Source organism: Marinobacter sp. LV10MA510-1 (genome assembly GCF_002563885.1).
In the GTDB taxonomy this organism is placed as follows: Bacteria; Pseudomonadota; Gammaproteobacteria; order Pseudomonadales; family Oleiphilaceae; genus Marinobacter.
In genome coordinates, this window is the sequence record NZ_PDJA01000001.1 from 581,079 (window position 1) to 596,818 (window position 15,740).

General features: G+C 55.5%; 14 protein-coding genes and 4 pseudogenes. 5 read left to right on the top strand and 13 right to left on the bottom strand.

The genetic code is table 11. The annotated features are described in order from the left end of the window. Positions 1-74 precede the first annotated feature (74 nt). The 3 genes from ATI45_RS02770 to ATI45_RS02780 all read left to right on the top strand — a co-directional run bounded on the left by ATI45_RS02770 (position 75) and on the right by ATI45_RS02780 (position 5,081). Entirely contained in the window at positions 75-1,334 is a 1,260-nt protein-coding gene (locus ATI45_RS02770; protein ID WP_098418179.1) for an OmpA family protein, read from the top strand. A 233-nt stretch (positions 1,335-1,567) separates the two neighbouring features. After that, a complete protein-coding gene (locus tag ATI45_RS02775) occupies positions 1,568-4,819 on the top strand; it encodes a DEAD/DEAH box helicase (protein WP_179888375.1) in 3,252 nt (1,083 codons plus the stop codon). Between the two features lie 58 nt (positions 4,820-4,877). Further along, positions 4,878-5,081, top strand: a complete 204-nt coding sequence (locus ATI45_RS02780) for a hypothetical protein (RefSeq protein ID WP_098418181.1) — start codon at positions 4,878-4,880, stop codon at positions 5,079-5,081. Positions 5,082-5,397: 316 nt separating this feature from the next. On the opposite strand, the pseudogene ATI45_RS23230 reads toward ATI45_RS02780, so the two are convergent. Beyond that, positions 5,398-5,550, bottom strand: a pseudogene (locus ATI45_RS23230) (transposase); the annotation flags it as partial. Here ATI45_RS23230 and ATI45_RS23235 point away from each other — a divergent pair. Next, on the top strand, positions 5,525-5,704 hold the full coding sequence (locus ATI45_RS23235; RefSeq protein WP_143751121.1) for a pentapeptide repeat-containing protein: 180 nt from the start codon (positions 5,525-5,527) through the stop codon (positions 5,702-5,704). The pseudogene ATI45_RS23230 and the gene ATI45_RS23235 overlap by 26 nt on opposite strands. 157 nt (positions 5,705-5,861) lie before the next feature. Here the strand turns inward: ATI45_RS23235 and ATI45_RS02795 are convergent, their stop codons facing one another. The 12 genes and pseudogenes from ATI45_RS02795 to ATI45_RS02845 all read right to left on the bottom strand — a co-directional run bounded on the left by ATI45_RS02795 (position 5,862) and on the right by ATI45_RS02845 (position 13,238). Continuing rightward, positions 5,862-6,509, bottom strand: a complete 648-nt coding sequence (locus tag ATI45_RS02795) for a glutathione S-transferase (protein ID WP_179888376.1) — start codon at positions 6,507-6,509, stop codon at positions 5,862-5,864. A 143-nt stretch (positions 6,510-6,652) separates the two neighbouring features. Further along, entirely contained in the window at positions 6,653-7,033 is a 381-nt protein-coding gene (locus ATI45_RS02800; protein WP_098418183.1) for a type II toxin-antitoxin system VapC family toxin, read from the bottom strand. Continuing rightward, on the bottom strand, positions 7,030-7,236 hold the full coding sequence (locus ATI45_RS23240) for an AbrB/MazE/SpoVT family DNA-binding domain-containing protein (RefSeq protein ID WP_098418184.1): 207 nt from the start codon (positions 7,234-7,236) through the stop codon (positions 7,030-7,032). The genes ATI45_RS02800 and ATI45_RS23240 overlap by 4 nt, the downstream gene beginning before the upstream one ends. Before the next feature lie 165 nt (positions 7,237-7,401). Beyond that, positions 7,402-8,668: pseudogene (locus tag ATI45_RS02810) on the bottom strand (type I restriction-modification system subunit M); the annotation flags it as partial. 88 nt (positions 8,669-8,756) lie between these two features. After that, the gene (locus tag ATI45_RS02815) at positions 8,757-9,047 is read right to left on the bottom strand and encodes a HigA family addiction module antitoxin (RefSeq protein WP_081622979.1); all 291 of its coding nucleotides are present in this window, start codon (positions 9,045-9,047) and stop codon (positions 8,757-8,759) included. Between the two features lie 9 nt (positions 9,048-9,056). Next, positions 9,057-9,275 (bottom strand): type II toxin-antitoxin system RelE/ParE family toxin, encoded by a 219-nt coding sequence (locus ATI45_RS02820; protein WP_098418185.1) that lies wholly within the window; start codon positions 9,273-9,275, stop codon positions 9,057-9,059. Positions 9,276-9,343: 68 nt separating this feature from the next. Further along, a complete protein-coding gene (locus ATI45_RS02825; RefSeq protein WP_026596149.1) occupies positions 9,344-9,631 on the bottom strand; it encodes a HigA family addiction module antitoxin in 288 nt (95 codons plus the stop codon). A 10-nt stretch (positions 9,632-9,641) separates the two neighbouring features. Then, positions 9,642-9,920, bottom strand: coding sequence for a type II toxin-antitoxin system RelE/ParE family toxin (locus tag ATI45_RS02830; protein WP_007349587.1), 279 nt, complete (start codon positions 9,918-9,920; stop codon positions 9,642-9,644). A gap of 219 nt (positions 9,921-10,139) precedes the next feature. Beyond that, a pseudogene (locus ATI45_RS21800) lies at positions 10,140-10,613 on the bottom strand (transposase); the annotation flags it as partial. Between the two features lie 111 nt (positions 10,614-10,724). Next, a pseudogene (locus tag ATI45_RS02835) lies at positions 10,725-11,676 on the bottom strand (transposase); the annotation flags it as partial. Positions 11,677-12,646: 970 nt separating this feature from the next. Beyond that, entirely contained in the window at positions 12,647-12,940 is a 294-nt protein-coding gene (locus tag ATI45_RS02840; protein ID WP_007352669.1) for an addiction module antidote protein, read from the bottom strand. Then, a complete protein-coding gene (locus ATI45_RS02845; protein WP_036186105.1) occupies positions 12,930-13,238 on the bottom strand; it encodes a type II toxin-antitoxin system RelE/ParE family toxin in 309 nt (102 codons plus the stop codon). Before ATI45_RS02845 ends, ATI45_RS02840 begins: the two co-directional genes overlap by 11 nt. A 989-nt stretch (positions 13,239-14,227) precedes the next feature. Here ATI45_RS02845 and ATI45_RS02850 point away from each other — a divergent pair. Beyond that, positions 14,228-15,523, top strand: a complete 1,296-nt coding sequence (locus ATI45_RS02850; RefSeq protein WP_098418186.1) for an IS4 family transposase — start codon at positions 14,228-14,230, stop codon at positions 15,521-15,523. The last annotated feature ends 217 nt before the right edge of the window (positions 15,524-15,740 follow it).

Below are 15,740 nucleotides of genomic sequence, written 5' to 3' on the forward strand. Positions count from 1 at the left end.
TTACCTCATTGCTGTTCAATAGTCTCTGCTAGACTTCCCCGATATGTCGTCATAAAACGCAGGCAGGGTGAGTGATGTCGCGCAGAGGTTGGGTAAACAGTGGACTGGTGGTGGTACTGATTCTGGCAGGCGGGCTGGCACTATACGGCTACCGCTCCCTGCAGTCGGATATAACGCAGCTGACCGATGCACGCTTGACCGCTGAATCCAAGGCTGAAGATCTGCGTAGCCAACTGCAACAAAACGAGCAGGCGCTGACGGCAGCTCGGGCGCGGCTCGAACATCGCACCAACAGTGCGGATAAACTGGAAGCCGAACTCGACCGCCTGCGTCAGACGCTGGCCGGGGCCAAGGCCGACTTGCAGACTGCGCAACAGCAGGTTGAGAAGCTCAAGGCCCAGCTGGAAACAGCGCAGGCGGCGTTAGCCAAACGGGAGGAGCAGGTCGCCGAGCAGGGTGGTCAGCTCAAACAGAGCCGGGATCAGATCGCTGCTCTTACGGCGCAGCTGGCTGCAGCCACCAAGCACGTTGAGAGCTTATCCCAGCGACGCGACGCACTGACGTCAGACCTGAACACGGCGACCGCCAAGCAGACCGACGCGCAGAACCGCATTGCCGAGCTTGAAAAACAGCTGGCGGAAGCCAACGTCGCGCTTGCCGATGCGCGCCGGGAAGTCCGGCAGCATCAATCCGCACTGGCGTCGGCGACCGAGCAGCGCCAGTCTGTTGCTGAGCAATACCAACAAGCACGTGAGCAGCTCGCGCTACAGCAAGCTCGCAGCCAGTCTGCCACCGAGACCATCAACGTGCTGGAAGCCCGGATGGCACAGGAAAAAGCGGCAACCGATAACCTTCAGTCGCGGCTGCAATCCCTGAGTCATGAGAAGGAAAGTCTGGTGTCCCGGCTGGAAGATGGCACCACCGTGATCAAGCTGCCGGAGAGCATCGTGTTTAATTCCGGTTCTGCCAGAATCGGCAAAGCCGGCCGGCACACCCTGACGTTGCTCGCTGATGCACTGAAAAGCTTTCCGGATCACCTGATCAGTATTCAGGGGCACAGCGACAGCCGCTCCATTGCTCCTGCCTTGCAGAGTTTGTATCCAACCAACTGGGAGTTATCGGCGTCACGGGCTGCGTCAGCGGTGCGGGTGTTGAGAGAGGCCGGTATCGACCCCAGCCGGATGCAGGCAGTGGGTTTTGCGGATACCCGACCGCTGGTTAAGGAAATTGATACTGTCAGTCGTCGGAAAAACCGACGTATTGAGGTGCTGTTGTATCCGTCTCAGTTCAAGATAAAAGCCTACCGACCGGGCGGCCGTGAGCCGGCCCGGTAGTGGTTTCGTCCGGAGCTGCCGGACGGTTGATTAATAGTTCGCCGACGATATTTCCTAAATAGAGAAGCACCGGGGATGCCCATTTTCTCTACCGTATGGTTTTCAATATAGGCCACGTATCCTCCGGGCTGCCACTTGTTCAGGGCGGCCCCACCCAATGCGACATTCGAATCGCCCCCGGGCTGTTCTGAGCACCCGAGTATATTACAATGCCGGCTTTGCCTGGACGCACCATGACCATACTGATTGACCAACCAACCCTGCTCGAGGTTTTCGGAACCGCTACCCTGCAAAGGGGCAGACGCTACTTCAACGAGGAGCGGGTTCTTTACCTGAACAGCTCCCTGGAGGGGGCCAGCATCCGCAAACTGGATGCCCAGGTGGAAGGCAGCGGTCAGACCTACCAGACCCTGGTCACCATTGACCCCCACAGCCCATGGGCTCTGCGTTCCTTGTGCACTTGTCCGGTCGGGAATTTGTGCAAACATGCGGTGGCCGTGTTACTGGAGGCCAACCGTCGCCAGGAACAGGAGGCAACCGACCGCCCGTCCGGAACAAACGATCTCGCCCTGACCCACTGGCTCAATGCTCTGCAGGCTCGCTCCAAACCACAGGCGAAGCCCTCCAACGAGCGACTCGTCTACACACTGGAAGAATCGAGATTCGGGCATGATTTGTCCGTCTCGGTCAGTAAGGCCCGCATCCGTAAAAACGGCCAGTTCAGCCAGATCTCACTGACCACCTCCTGGACCAACGCCACCCTCGACTACAACCGCCCCAAATACATCCAGGATGCTGACGTTCCTGCCTTGTGCTGGTTAAAGGCCACTCCCACTGCGCACCGGCTTGTCCAGGTGCTGGAAGGTTCTATCGGAGCCCACTTCCTAGAAGCGGCGGTGGCCACGGGCCGCCTCTACTGGACCCACAAGAGAGACCAGCCACTGAGCGCCGGCGAGCCAGTGGAGACGGAGTTTATCTGGCAGCAGGGTCCAGACGACCGCTGGAGCCTCCTTCTTAAGGAACATCCGGAGGAATACCGGGTTGTCGCCACGGAACCCCCCTGGTACATCGACACCCGGAATCACAAAATCGGTCGCCTGAACCTGCCCTCTTCCGGGGGGGCCCTGGACTTATTGTTGGCGACGCCGTCCCTGAGCTCCGAAGATATCAGCCGCCATGTTCTGCACCTGAAACCCGTGCTGGAGCAATTCAACATCGGCCTGCCGGAGGGCATCCGGGAACCCCGCAGCATTCAGGCCGACCCGACACCCATTCTCCAGCTCTATTCCTTGCCCCGGCCTGACGGCCTGCCGCCACAGATGGCTGCCAAACTGCTGTTCAGCTACGACGGAGTGATTCTGGGTCTGGGCGAGACCATGGCCGTTGTCCAGCTGGAACAGGACGGCGAAACCCTGCTGGTTGAACGCAACCCGCGCAGGGAGTTCGAACACCGGAACCGGATTGTCGGCCTGGTTCCCCTGGCGCAAATGGCCGAGGGGCTGATGACCCTGCCCCCGGCTATCCGGAACGATCTGACCTTTCCCGCCCATGAAGACTGGCTGGACTTTCTAGCCTGGACGCTACCGGCTCTGGAGGCCGACGGCTGGGTCATTGAAATGGACGAGTCCTTCCAGGTGCCGGTGGTGGAAGCCGACGAATGGTACGGCGCCTCCAGTGCCACCGGGGAAGACGGTTGGTTCGACCTGGAGCTGGGCATTGTGCAGGACGGCCACCAGATCAACCTGATCCCCCTGCTGATGCAATGCCTGGAATTACTGCGCCCCGACTTCGGCACAGACTCCACCGGCGAGCTCCAGCTACCGGAAAACCTCTGGCTGCACGACGAAGAAACCCTGATCCGGGTGCCTTCGGAACGGGTCAGGCCCATGCTGGAGACCTTGTTCGAACTCTACCGGGACAAAGACCCGTCCGAGCCTTTCCGTCTGCCCAGAATTGAAGCCGCCCGGCTGATCGGCCAGTCCGAGGCCGACTGGCGTGGTGGCGAACAACTGCAGGACCTGGGCCGCAAGCTGGCAGACTTCACCGGACTGGACACAGTGCCCGCCCCCGAAGGCCTGCAGGCGGATCTTCGCCACTATCAGCAGGAGGGCCTGAACTGGCTGCAATTTCTTCGCGACGCTGGCCTGGGCGGCGTGCTGGCCGACGACATGGGCCTGGGCAAAACCCTGCAAACCCTCGCCCACCTCCAGGTTGAGAAACAGGCAGGTCGCCTTATCAAGCCTGCCATTGTGATCTGTCCCACCAGCGTGATACCGAACTGGAAGGCGGAAGCCGCCAAGTTTACTCCGGGCCTGATGGTAACGGTGCTTTACGGCCCCAAGCGCAAAAAACAGTTCCAGGAACTGGACACCACCGACCTGATAATCACCAGCTATCCGCTGCTGGCCCGGGATGGAGAGATGCACGACAAAACCGCCTACTCCACCGCGGTTTTCGACGAAGCGCAGAACCTGAAAAACCCCAAGGCGGCTGTTTCCAAAGCCGCCAGAGCTCTGAAAGCAGAACACAAGATCGCCCTCACCGGCACCCCCATGGAAAACCACCTGGGAGAGCTCTGGTCCCTGTTCGACCTGGTGCTGCCCGGCTATCTGGGTGATCACCAGGAATTCCGCGAGTTCTTTCGCAACCCCATCGAGAAAGACGGCAACCCCGAGCGCCACACTGCCCTCTGCCGTCGCATACGGCCCTTCCTGCTGCGCCGCACCAAGGAACAGGTAACCCCGGAGCTACCGGAGAAAACCGAGATGGTGCGCATGATTGAACTCAACCGGGGCCAGCGCGACCTGTACGAAACCATCCGCGCCAGCATGGACAAAAAGATCCGCGACCTGATGGCCGACAAGGGCATCGCCCGCAGCCAGATCGAAATTCTGGAAGCCCTGTTGAAACTGCGCCAGATCTGCTGTCACCCCGCCCTGCTCAAACGCCAGGCCAGCGACAGCGAACTGGCCTCTGCCAAGCTGGACCTTCTGCTGGACATGGTCACCGAGCTGCTGGAAGAAGGCCGCAAGATCATCATCTTCTCCCAGTTCACCTCCATGCTGGGCATTATCGAAAAAGCCTTTCAGGAGCGCGGGCTGATATACGCCAAACTCACCGGCCAGACCAAAAACCGCGCAGCCCCGGTAGAACAGTTCCAAAGCGGCGCAGCGCCCTTGTTCCTGATCAGCCTGAAAGCCGGCGGCGTAGGCCTCAACCTGGTCGCCGCCGACTGCGTGATTCACTACGACCCTTGGTGGAACCCCGCCGTCGAACGCCAGGCCACAGACCGCGCCTGGCGCATCGGCCAGGACAAGCCCGTCTTCGTCTACCGGCTGATATGCGAGGGCACCGTCGAGGAACGCATACAAACCCTGCAAGAGAGAAAAGCCCGGCTCGCCGACAGCCTGTACGGCACCACAGAAACCTTCTCCGCCGCGCTGACAGCGGACGATGTGAAGGCGTTGTTTCAACCATTGAAGTAGCGTTTAAGCTCTGGGATAAAACCGGCGGTAGGCCGATGCTCATTCAGGTGCGACGGCAGTGCTCAGGACCGCTTCAGATGGAACAACCGTTCACGTTGAACCAGAATCGGTGTTCCTGTTCAGCCAGAATGATTGCTCAGATTGGGCCGGATTGTGCACTGACGGTGCAAAGCGGGCTGACGACGGCAAACAAACGACCCTGACCGCCATTATCGAGAACCTGACCCAGACCGCCGCCATCGGCTTCACCCAGTCCCTTTAGGCGCTAAGCGCTCGCCGGTTGAACATTCGCGCTTTGGTTGCCGCCTAAAGTCCCTGGCGTCTCGCTAATGATAGTAGTCCGATCCGCAGCTAATAATTTATAGGTCTTCACGAATACTCCCTTATCCATAACGAGGCTGTAGAAAACCCTTCACAGAGCCCAATCATCAGCCGCTTTGTTGTTTTGTCATTGCCTGCCACTAACTCGTGCAAGCTTGTTCGTTCGTCGGCAATACTCGATCAATAGCACTAATCAGCTCCTAATGCCGCCCTGTCAGACGCTTCAGGGCTATTTCTCGCGATTTCATAGACCTGCATCATGCCGCCAACTGCCCATAATTGGCCAGCTTCTCAATGTTGTGCACCAGGCAATACAGTTGCCACTGACCCTGCACTTTTTTTTTGCTCCGCAGGCTGAAGCGATCCAGGCCTTTGTTACTGTCGATGTTGCCGAACACCGGTCCAACCACTTCAGACCCAGCCGCACTGGACGTTGATTGGGAGGGGTGCCAACTGAACAACGCATATCTGAACGGCGCGAACCTGGTGACCGCGAACCTGAGCGGTGCACTCTGGATTAATGGCATGCAATGCGCCAAGGTGCCCATCGGTGAATGCAAGTAGCCTTGATTTGGCTCAGGGCAGGGCGGAAAGAACGATAGCCTCGTTCCGCGAGGAAGTAATATCAGAGTAGCGTTTTAAGGGATTTGTTAAGGGTCGACGTTGACTGGTCGGTATGTCGCCCAGCCGATCCGGCCCCTAAATTCGCCTCTTTGTAGTGTTAAGAAGGAAAAACCACAACGTCATCTCCCTCTTGCCATGGCCGAAACTTGGTCATGGCTTGCAGAAAGAATGAGTGCTCCAGCCAGTGTTGTAACCACAGATGCACGTTCGGGTAAGGTAGGTTGTAAAAAAAATCGCGATCCACATGGGCGAATTGACGGACAAAAGGCACGATACCAATATCGGCGATGGTCGTGTTATCCCCCAGTAGGTAAACGTTTTTAGTCAGCAACTCCTCTAAAACCTGTAAAAAGGCCTCGCCCTGTTGCCGATACTCTGACTGGGTCATCTCGAGATATCGGTCGGCGTATTTATAGCGATCCAACCAATGTTTAAATTCATTGTCGTTTCGCTCAATCAGAGCATTGGCCTGATGCAAAACCGTTGCATCCAACAGCCCTTGTGGATCTTGCTGCCGAAGCGCCCACACCATTATTTCCCGGCTCTCTTCAACCACGGTACCATCAAAAAGCTGTAAAACAGGCACGGTGCCTTTCGGGCTAATCGCCAGCATCTGGTCCGGTTTGTTTTTCAATATTATCTCCCGAAGCTCCACCTGCAAATCAGCAAACAAGAGGCCGAGACGGGCCCGCATAGCATAGGGACAGCGACGAAAAGAGTACAGGCGATGAAGTGAGGAACTCATGAGTATTTTTCGCAGTTGAATCGAAATCAGTGGGCTTAGAGTCACTGATTTCAGTGGTTACTTAATTTCACTCTTGATTTTTGAGGTACGGGATCAGGTCAATGGCATAGCCATGTCTTGGTTCCTCACGTAGAAACTGATTGTTATATGTTTTTCTTGGAAATGTATCTGACATTCACCAAGCCCTCGAAGTCATTATCTTGAGTCCAGATAACAGCGGAGTACTTTTGAGCAGTGGCAAAGATAATGCTGTCAGCTAGTGGAAGTTTATGAAGAACACCAACCTTGGCGGCATTCATCGCCAACTCTGAATCCAGCGGGATTACTTTGCCTTGGTTCATATGGGCCGTGACAATCAAGGCCGCCTCTTCTCCGCGTTGACGCAGCACGTTCTTAAAAACTTCCGTAATCGTGATGCTCGGCACCAGCAACTCCGATAACTTTTCGATTGGCTCAGCAAATACCGTGGCATTGCTGTCACTGGCGAAATACGACAGCCAGGCTGACGAATCAACAACATTCATACCCTGTCTTCTTCCCTGACTACTGAGGTATCGATCCCCTTGAGGAAGCCCCTCATCTCCTTCATAGATTTTAGCGGGATCACCTCGATTCGTCCTTGATACGAGATAATTTGGACCTTTTGCCCAGAGACTATGCCCATGGATTCTCGAATTTCTTTAGGAATTACAATCTGATACTTTGGAGAAACAGTTACTTCCGTCATAGCGGCACCGATCGATGAGACTTTGGTATTACGATATCCCTATCGATCGAAGTGGTCAAGGCACATAACGGTGAGCTCACCGGTAAATTACGAGCATAGCGAGTAATTTACCCGAGTGCAGCGCATTGTTATGAACCTTCTGCTCGGTCATCATGCTGTCTTCTGTCAGACGGGCGGCAGGTTCAGCTCTTTTAGATATTGATTGTGCGCCTTCGCGGCCTTATTCATCCGCTCATCTATCTCGGCAAGTTCGGCGTGGACGTCTGCAAGTTTGATTTCGGTTTCTGGCTTTGCAGTGCTGACGTAGCGCTCTTCTTCCTTGCGGTATTGATAGAAGTCGACAATCTGGTCGATATTCTCCGGTCGCAAGTAATTTTGACGCTTGCCTTTTTCAAAGTGCTCACTGGCGTTGATAAAGAGCACGTCATCGGGTTTTTTGCATTTTTTCAGGACCAGAATGCACACGGGTATGCCAGTGGAGAAAAACAGGTTGGACGGTCGGCCAATCACGGTGTCGATGTGGCCGTCCTTGAGCAACTTGGCACGGATGCGTGCTTCTGCGCCACCGCTGAACAATACGCCGTGGGGCAAAATGATTGCCATGGTGCCTTCGTCGCCAAGAAAGTGAAAACCATGCAGCAAAAAGGCGAAATCCGCCGCTGATTTTGGGGCTAGGCCGTGGCTTTTAAAGCGAAAGTCTTCGCCTAGGGCGTTATTGGGCTCCCAGCGGTAGCTGAACGGCGGATTCGCCACTACCGCATCGCATTGCAGTTTTTTGGCCAGATTCATTTCGTTGAGCAAATCCCAGTCATTCACCAAGGTATCACTGTGGTGTATTTCGAACTCGGTATCCTTCATCCCGTGCAGCAGCATATTCATGCGCGCCAGGTTGTAGGTGGTGATGTTCTTTTCCTGACCATAAATCATGCCGATGCCGTGCGGGCCCATCTGACTGCGCACGTTTAGCAACAAGGAACCGGAGCCACACGCGAAATCAAGCACCCGATTGAGGGGTATAAAACTCGCCCGCTTTCTTACCAGAGCCGGCGGCAAACTGGCCGATCAGGTATTCGTAGGCATCGCCCAGCACATCGCTGTCGGTAGAGAAGTGCGCGATGCCCTCGGCGATTTTGGTAATGATGGTGCAGAGCTTTTTGTTCCGGTCGGTCGATTGTTTGCCGAGCTTTTCGGAGTGGAGGTTAATTTCCGAAAACAAGCCCTGGAAGGTGCTGGCAAAGGATTCGTTTTCAATGTGTTTGAAGCCGCGCGCCAGGGTTTGCAACAGCTCCGCGTCCTGCGTGCGCGCCAGCTCGGCGATGCTGCTCCACAGGTAATCCGGGTGGATGACATAGTGCATCTTCCGACGCATCTGCTTTTCAAACGCGGGTATGTCGTCGACGTTGTCCTGATACCACAGAGACAGCGGTGCAGAACGGAGGTAATGCCTTTGGAGTAAGCAAACAGAATAATCTTCAGCAAGATGGCCGGATCGTAGGCCAGGCGGCCGGTGCAGCCGATTGTTACGCACTTGTTGACACCAACGGTGAAATTTCAACCAAAGGACGGTGCGAAGACAGGTCGTGAGCTGACTGCAGGCTTAGCCAAAATTCGGGGGACATGTTGAACGCCTTTGCGAACAACCAGGCTGTCTCGGGGGTTATTCCTCTTTTGCCGCGGACTATCTCGTTTACACGCTGAACAGAAATACCCAGATGCTCAGCTAAGGCGGTTTGACTCAACCCTAAAGGCTCAAGGAACTCCTTTATCAAAATAATGCCGGGATGTGTACTTACTCTGTGAGTTGGAATCATGGGGACACCTCAGTGATAGTCAACGATCTTAACGTCGTGGGCTCCGGCGCCTTGCCATCGAAAAACGATACGCCATTGAGAATTGACACGAATACTATAGAAGCCAACGTAGTCTCCCTTCAGAGCCTCCAACCGATTGCCTGGCGGAGATCGGAGCTCCTCCAATGACCCGACAGCATTCAGAATATCGAGCTTATAGAGCGCCGGCTCTTTGACATCGCTCGCCATCACCTGTGACAAAGCCGCAGCGAAGCGGAGGGTTCGGCATCCGGTGCATGGCCTGGTTATGTGCTGCTCTAGGCAGCGACAAGCTTCTTAACCTTGAGCTCTTTACGGTGCTGCTCAGCATGCCAGAGTTCATATTGAGACTGCTGGTTCAGCCAACTTTCTGCCGAGGTATCAAACGCGATAGAAAGCCGAATAGCCATTTCGGGACTAATACCAGCCTTGCCGTTCAGCACGGCGCTCAGAGTTTTGCGGCTTACCCCCAATGCTTCTGCGGCAGCCGTTACAGACAAGCCAAGGGGTTCCAGACAAAGCTCTCGCAAGACTTCACCCGGGTGGGGAGGGTTGTGCATCAACATCGGCGGTACCTCAGTGGTAATCTTCGTAATTCACTATCTCGGCATCTCCGTCCTCAAACCAGAACGTCACTCGCCAGTTACCACTGACCGTCACTGACCAAATTCCGGTGCGATTCCCCGAGAGCTCGTGCAGTCGAAGGCCTGGTAAGTCCATATCATTAACGTCTGACGCTGCGTTTAGCCTACCGAGAATAAGCCGAAGCCTCTTTGCATGAGCGGCCTGAATCCCTGCGGTGCTGCCGGACTTGAAGAATTTAGCCAAGCCCTTGTGTTTGAAGCTTCGAATCATTCCTTGAATGTACCCTGTAACGTATCGGGTGTCAAAAGTACATAACGAGGCTGTAGAAAAACCCTTTTTAGAGCCAAATCCGCAGCCGCTTTGTTGTTTTTCGCACCCTGCGATCAACTGGCGTAAATTTGATCATTTGTTGGCAACACCACGGCATTATTGATATCCGGCGCTGAACACTCTTCACATGACCGTCTGTGGCCAATGTCTGGCCATATTCTAGCCCCGGTTTCGTGCCGCTAACTGCCCATAATTCGCCAGCTTCTCAATGTTGTGTACCAGGCAATACAACTGCCACTGACCCTGCACCTTCTTTTTGCTCCTCAGGCTGAAGCGATTCAGACGTTTGTTGCTGCCGATGTTGCCGAACACGGGCTCAACCACCGACATGCGATGACCGTAAATCGCTTTGCCTTGCTGGCTATCGACTCGGTGCTTCATCCAGTCGGTATACGTTGGGCCGCGCCTGAGCTCCAGGGTGTAGGAGACCTGTCTTCCTTTGCCCTTGCGGTGATCTGCTGAGCTGGGATTTTGCATGCATTGGTGCTTTTTAGGGCAGTGGCGGCACTGCAATAATCGCCCTTGGAAGTGGGCTCTGGGCACGCCGTTTTGATCGGTTCGGGTACCCTCGTGACGCAGAGATTCTCCGGCGGGACAGATGCACGTCATCGTAACCGGGTCGAACTGGAAGTAACCGTTGATCTGACGTTCATACGGGTACTTCATATTGGGTTTACCCGTCTCATCCATGAGACTTGCCCTTCGGACCAGCCTGCGGCTGGTCAAATTTACTCCAGATAAATTTGTCGTTGGCGAAGCCGGTGTCGGCGGTCACGATCGCGCCGGTTTGATAGATGTTGTCGGCAATGCCGAGCTTTTTAAAACGACGCTGAACCGTCTCCAACACCGGCTTTAACGTGTGATGTTCCTGGCCTTCACCGAATGCCTGCGCATCGATGATGACCTGGTGTTTTTTATCCACCGTCGCCACGCCGTTATAGCCCTGGATCGTGCCTTTGCTGGTGGTCATCTTGCCGCTTTCGTTATCGGTGATGTTGCTCTTCACTTCTTTGGGCCGTTTTCCCTGGCCCATCCTTGGGCTGTTCGTCTTTAGGAAGTGGTCCACTTTTTTCATGGACTCATCCAGAGAGAGCACGGTTTTCGCCCGTCGAATATCTCGGTCCAGTTCCGCTTCGGTTTCGGCCTCATCCCGCTCGTGGTGTTCATGCAGGTGATGGCGAATCAACCGTTTCAGCTTGTCCCGTTTCTCGCCCAGCTCTTTAAAGGTACCAGACCATTCCTTCGCCGCGTCTGACGACATCTTGCAGCCGTCGATGGCAAACAGTTCGTTGCCCAAAAGACCCTGCTCATGACACACCAGCAGTACTTGCTCGAACAGTTCTTCAATCTCATCGGCGTGCTGGCTAACGAACTTAGCCAAGGTGGTGAAGTGCGGGACGGTATCGCAGGGCAGTGCTTTAAAGATGATGTTGGTCTCGCAGCACCACTGGATCTCGCGGCTGGAGGTGATGCCTTTGGAATAAGCAAACAGTATGATCTTCAGCAAGATGGCCGGATCGTAGGCCAAGCGGCCGGTGTCGTCGTTGCGATATTTCGGGTGAAAAACCGTCAGATCCAGCTTGTGCTCAATCAGGTAATGAACGGCGTGTTCAAAAGTGCCGGGCTGGAGTTGTTCTCGGTAGTTGATGACGACCATCGTATCTTGGTCGTAGTTGTAGTGCTTGAAACGAGGCATACCGACGGCTCCCTGTCTGTTTTCTCAATACTACCAAAATCGGTCCGACTTGGGGTTTTTCTACAGCGACAGCCTCAACGCCTGCAACAACTGCACTTAGGATTGGCGCTGTTTTTGCCGGCTTTTATTTTTGCAAAAACAGCGACAAGACTAAAGTGTCAGATTGCTTGCACTTGTGTACGCCCAGCATGGGCATGAACTAATGGGGTGAAAGTCCCCTGTGGGAAGGTCACCGTTCAGCCGGTTTTACTCGATTGAACGCTAACCACTAGCGAATGGCAAGGGCCAACCCGCGAGGCGCCGTCTCCGGAACGCCGGCCGGAAGTAAGCCGCTAGCAAAGCTGCGAGCTGATGAACAAGAACATCATATGAGGCGTAGGCCGGAGGCGAGTTGGCAAAAGCCGACGGGGCGGCCTCCCGCGAAGCCGCGTGATCTGACGGCCACCGTAAATGATGCAGTTGTGCGGTGAAAGTTCATGCTCTTATCTGGGGCGGTCCGACGCATCGGGATCTGCTCAACGAGCGATCGGTCAATTACCAGTCAGGCCACTGGTCGATCAAGCCTGGGCGCAGCCGTTGCCATCGGCGGTTGCGAGCGAACAAGGTGGACACCGATAGCGCCGATAGGGGTAACCCCGCCGGTGATTGCGCAGAAGTCAGCAGACGGCATAGTAGCCAAACGCCCATCGTAATGGTTGGGACAGGGTGAAGGCCTGAACCCGAAAATCAATGAGGAGCCTGTGCAGCTCAACGATTCCATGTCCGACCGGACTGAGGAACGTTGGCGCAAAATCAGAAGCCATCATTGGGGTAGGAGGAGGTAATCGGCCATCTTACTCTGAACGTTTTCGGGAAACGCCCTGTGCGGATCCGCCGGTCCGACGCATCGGTGCAGGGTGTTGTGGGGGCTGAGGGTTAAAAACCCTCGGCTACCCGATTAGACGTCTGTGTTTTATAATGGAAGTGGAGCCTACGCTGCTGGCTTGACATGGAGTTGCAACCCTAGCGCCTTAGCAACTTTCAGCACGGTACTTAGCTGCGGGTTGCCTTCAGCCGACAGCGCTTTGTATAAACTTTCACGCCCTAGTCCCGTTTCCCGCGCCAGTTCAGCCATACCTTTGGCCCGCGCAATATCTCCGAGCGCCATTGCGATAAAAGCAGCATCTCCGTCGCTTTCTTCAATAGCCGCCTCCAGATATGCAGCCATCTCTTCGGTCGTACGAAGGTGCATTGCCACATCATAGTCATGAAGTTTAATTGTCATTGCCTAACTCCAAGCCCTTTACTAATTCATAGGCCAGTTCAATATCATCAGCTTGGCTAGACTTATCCCCGCCACAGAGCAGGACAATCAGCACGTCGTCCCAGTCTGTGTAATAAACCCGATATCCAGGCCCCAAGTCGATTTTCAGCTCCGACACGCCATGCTTGAGATTCCGATGCTTGCCCGGATTACCCAAGGCCAAGCGCTGGATGCGCGTCTGTATTCGGGCACGACCGCTAATGTCCTTTAAGCGGTCCAGCCATTTCGTGAACTGGGTGGTGGTCTGAATCCTTTTCATTTGGGCATTGTATCTCATGGGATACGTTTTGCAAGCCAATTCTTAGGCCTGAAGGTAAGAGTGTGGATAGCCGTCTAACGCTCGGCTTTGCGGCGTGCCGGAGCGCAGCGTAGGCGCGTCCGACAACAGCCGCTTGTGTACGGTGTACGCCCAGCATGGGCATGAACTAATGGGGTGAAAGTCCCCTGTGGGAAGATCACCGTTCAGCCGGTTTTACCGATTGAACGCTAACCACTAGCGAATGGCAAGGGCCAACCCCCGCGAGGCGCCGTCTCCGGAACGCCGGCCGGAAGTAAGCCGCTAGCAAAGCTGCGAGCTGATGAACAAGAACATCATATGAGGCGTAGGCCGGAGGCGAGTTGGCACAAGCCGACGGGGCGGCCTCCCGCGAAGCCGCGTGATCTGACGGCCACCGTAAATGATGCAGTTGCGCAGTGACAGTGCATGTTCTTATTTGGGGCGGTCCGACGCTTCGGGATCTGCTCAACGAGCGATCGGTCAATTACCAGTCAGGCCACTGGTCGATCAAGCCTGGGCGCAGCCGTTGCCATCGGCGGTTGCGAGCGAACAAGGTGGACACCGATAGCGCCGATAGGGGTAACCCCGCCGGTGATTGAGCAGAAGTCAGCAGACGGCATAGTAGCCAAACGCCCATCGTAATGGTTGGGACAGGGTGAAGGCCTGAACCCGAAAATCAATGAGGAGCCTGTGCAGCTCAACGATTCCATGTCCGACCGGACTGAGGAACGTTGGCGCAAAATCAGAAGCCATCATTGGGGTAGGAGGAGGTAATCGGCCATCTTACTCTGAACGTTTTCGGGAAACGCCCTGTGCGGATCCGCCGGTCCGACGCATCGGTGCAGGGTGTTGTGGGGGCTGGGGGTTAGATCAATGTCATCAACTTAAGACATTTCCCCAAAAATATCATATAATTAGAGCTCAACCATCAACGAGGAAATGCCCTATGGAGCACAATAAAAAAACAACGTTTGACAACCCAACCGACATTCTTTCCGAAAATTGTACATAAAATAACCAGCTTACTGAGCTGCCCCGAGTTTATTGCCCAGCATCGCACCCATCCGAAGCACTTTACCCGCAAACGCCATCTGACCTTCCGCAATCTGATCCTGTTTCTGCTGAATCAGCCCAAAAGCGCCCTGCAAACCGAACTGGATGCCTTCTTTCAGGCGCTCAATGGCTCGACCTTTGAAACCCAGGTGGTCACCGCCCAAGCCTTCAGCAAAGCCCGCCAGAAGCTCAGCGCGTCAGTTTTTGAGGCTCTCAACAGCGCCCTGCAGGCCCAGATGGATGAGCTGGGGCTGCACAAGACCTGGCAGGGCCTGCGCCTGCTGGCCGTGGACGGCTCCAGCATGCACTTGCCGCTGGAAGACCCACTGGCCAAGCACTTTGGTACCCACAACGGGTTGCCGGTGGCCCGAGTGTCGGTCCTGCAAGACCTGCTGTCCAATCAGACTCTGCACACCCTCCTGATCACGCCGGATGTGGATGAGCGGGGCTGTGCCAGCATGCACCTGAAGCATGCTCCTGACCACAGTCTGATTCTGTTTGATCGGGGCTATCCCGCGCACTGGCTCTTTGCCGAGCTACAGCGCTGTCAACAGCAATTCCTGATGCGCCTGACACTGACCCATTCCCGAGAAGTCCGCGCGTTTGTGGATTCTGGAAAAGACGACGACACCGTCTCGATGACGTGCCGGCACGGGTTATCCCGACAGGTCTGTAGGCAGTCCGGCGTTGATCCGGACACGGCCCTCCAGATCCGGTTGATCCGGGTGACGCTGCCCACCGGGGAAACGGAAGTGCTGGCCACCTCACTCCTGGACACCGGGGCCTTCCCCGCCGAGCTCTTTGCCGACCTGTACCAACGGCGCTGGGGCATCGAGACCGACTACCGCCGGCTTAAGCAAACCCTGAGCCTGGAAAACGTCAGTGGCCGGACGGTCTGTGCCGTACAGCAGGACATCCACGCCTGCCAACTGCTCAAGAACCTGGCCCTGCTGATGCAGGCCCTACAGCAGCCCGACATTGAGCGCAAAACCGCACACCGGAAACTGGCCTGGAAGGCTAACTTCACCCAGGGCGTGTCTCGCCTGAAGCATACCCTCGTTGCCCTTCTGGTGAGGCCCAGCTGTGAGGCCCTGGATAACCTGTGGCGCCTGTTGGGTAACAGCTTGAGTGCAGTGCGTCCCGGGCGAAGTAGCCCACGACGCCGAAAACGACTGGCCACCAAAGGCTGTGAAGGGTACAAGCCGACTCGCTGACCGACACCACCCCGGCGGCGTATAACAAGACTTCCTGACAGACTGTGCCGGCCACCGGTCGAATGGTTCTCGCCCTGAATAACGCTTAAACCGCTCTGACACACCGGCAAATACACCATTGACAATCTTTGGCGCTGATTTCGGGTTAGGCTCTGATTTTAATCGCCTGTCGATTCAATAATAGGCTGTCTCACGATTGGCAATCTTGGTGACTCAG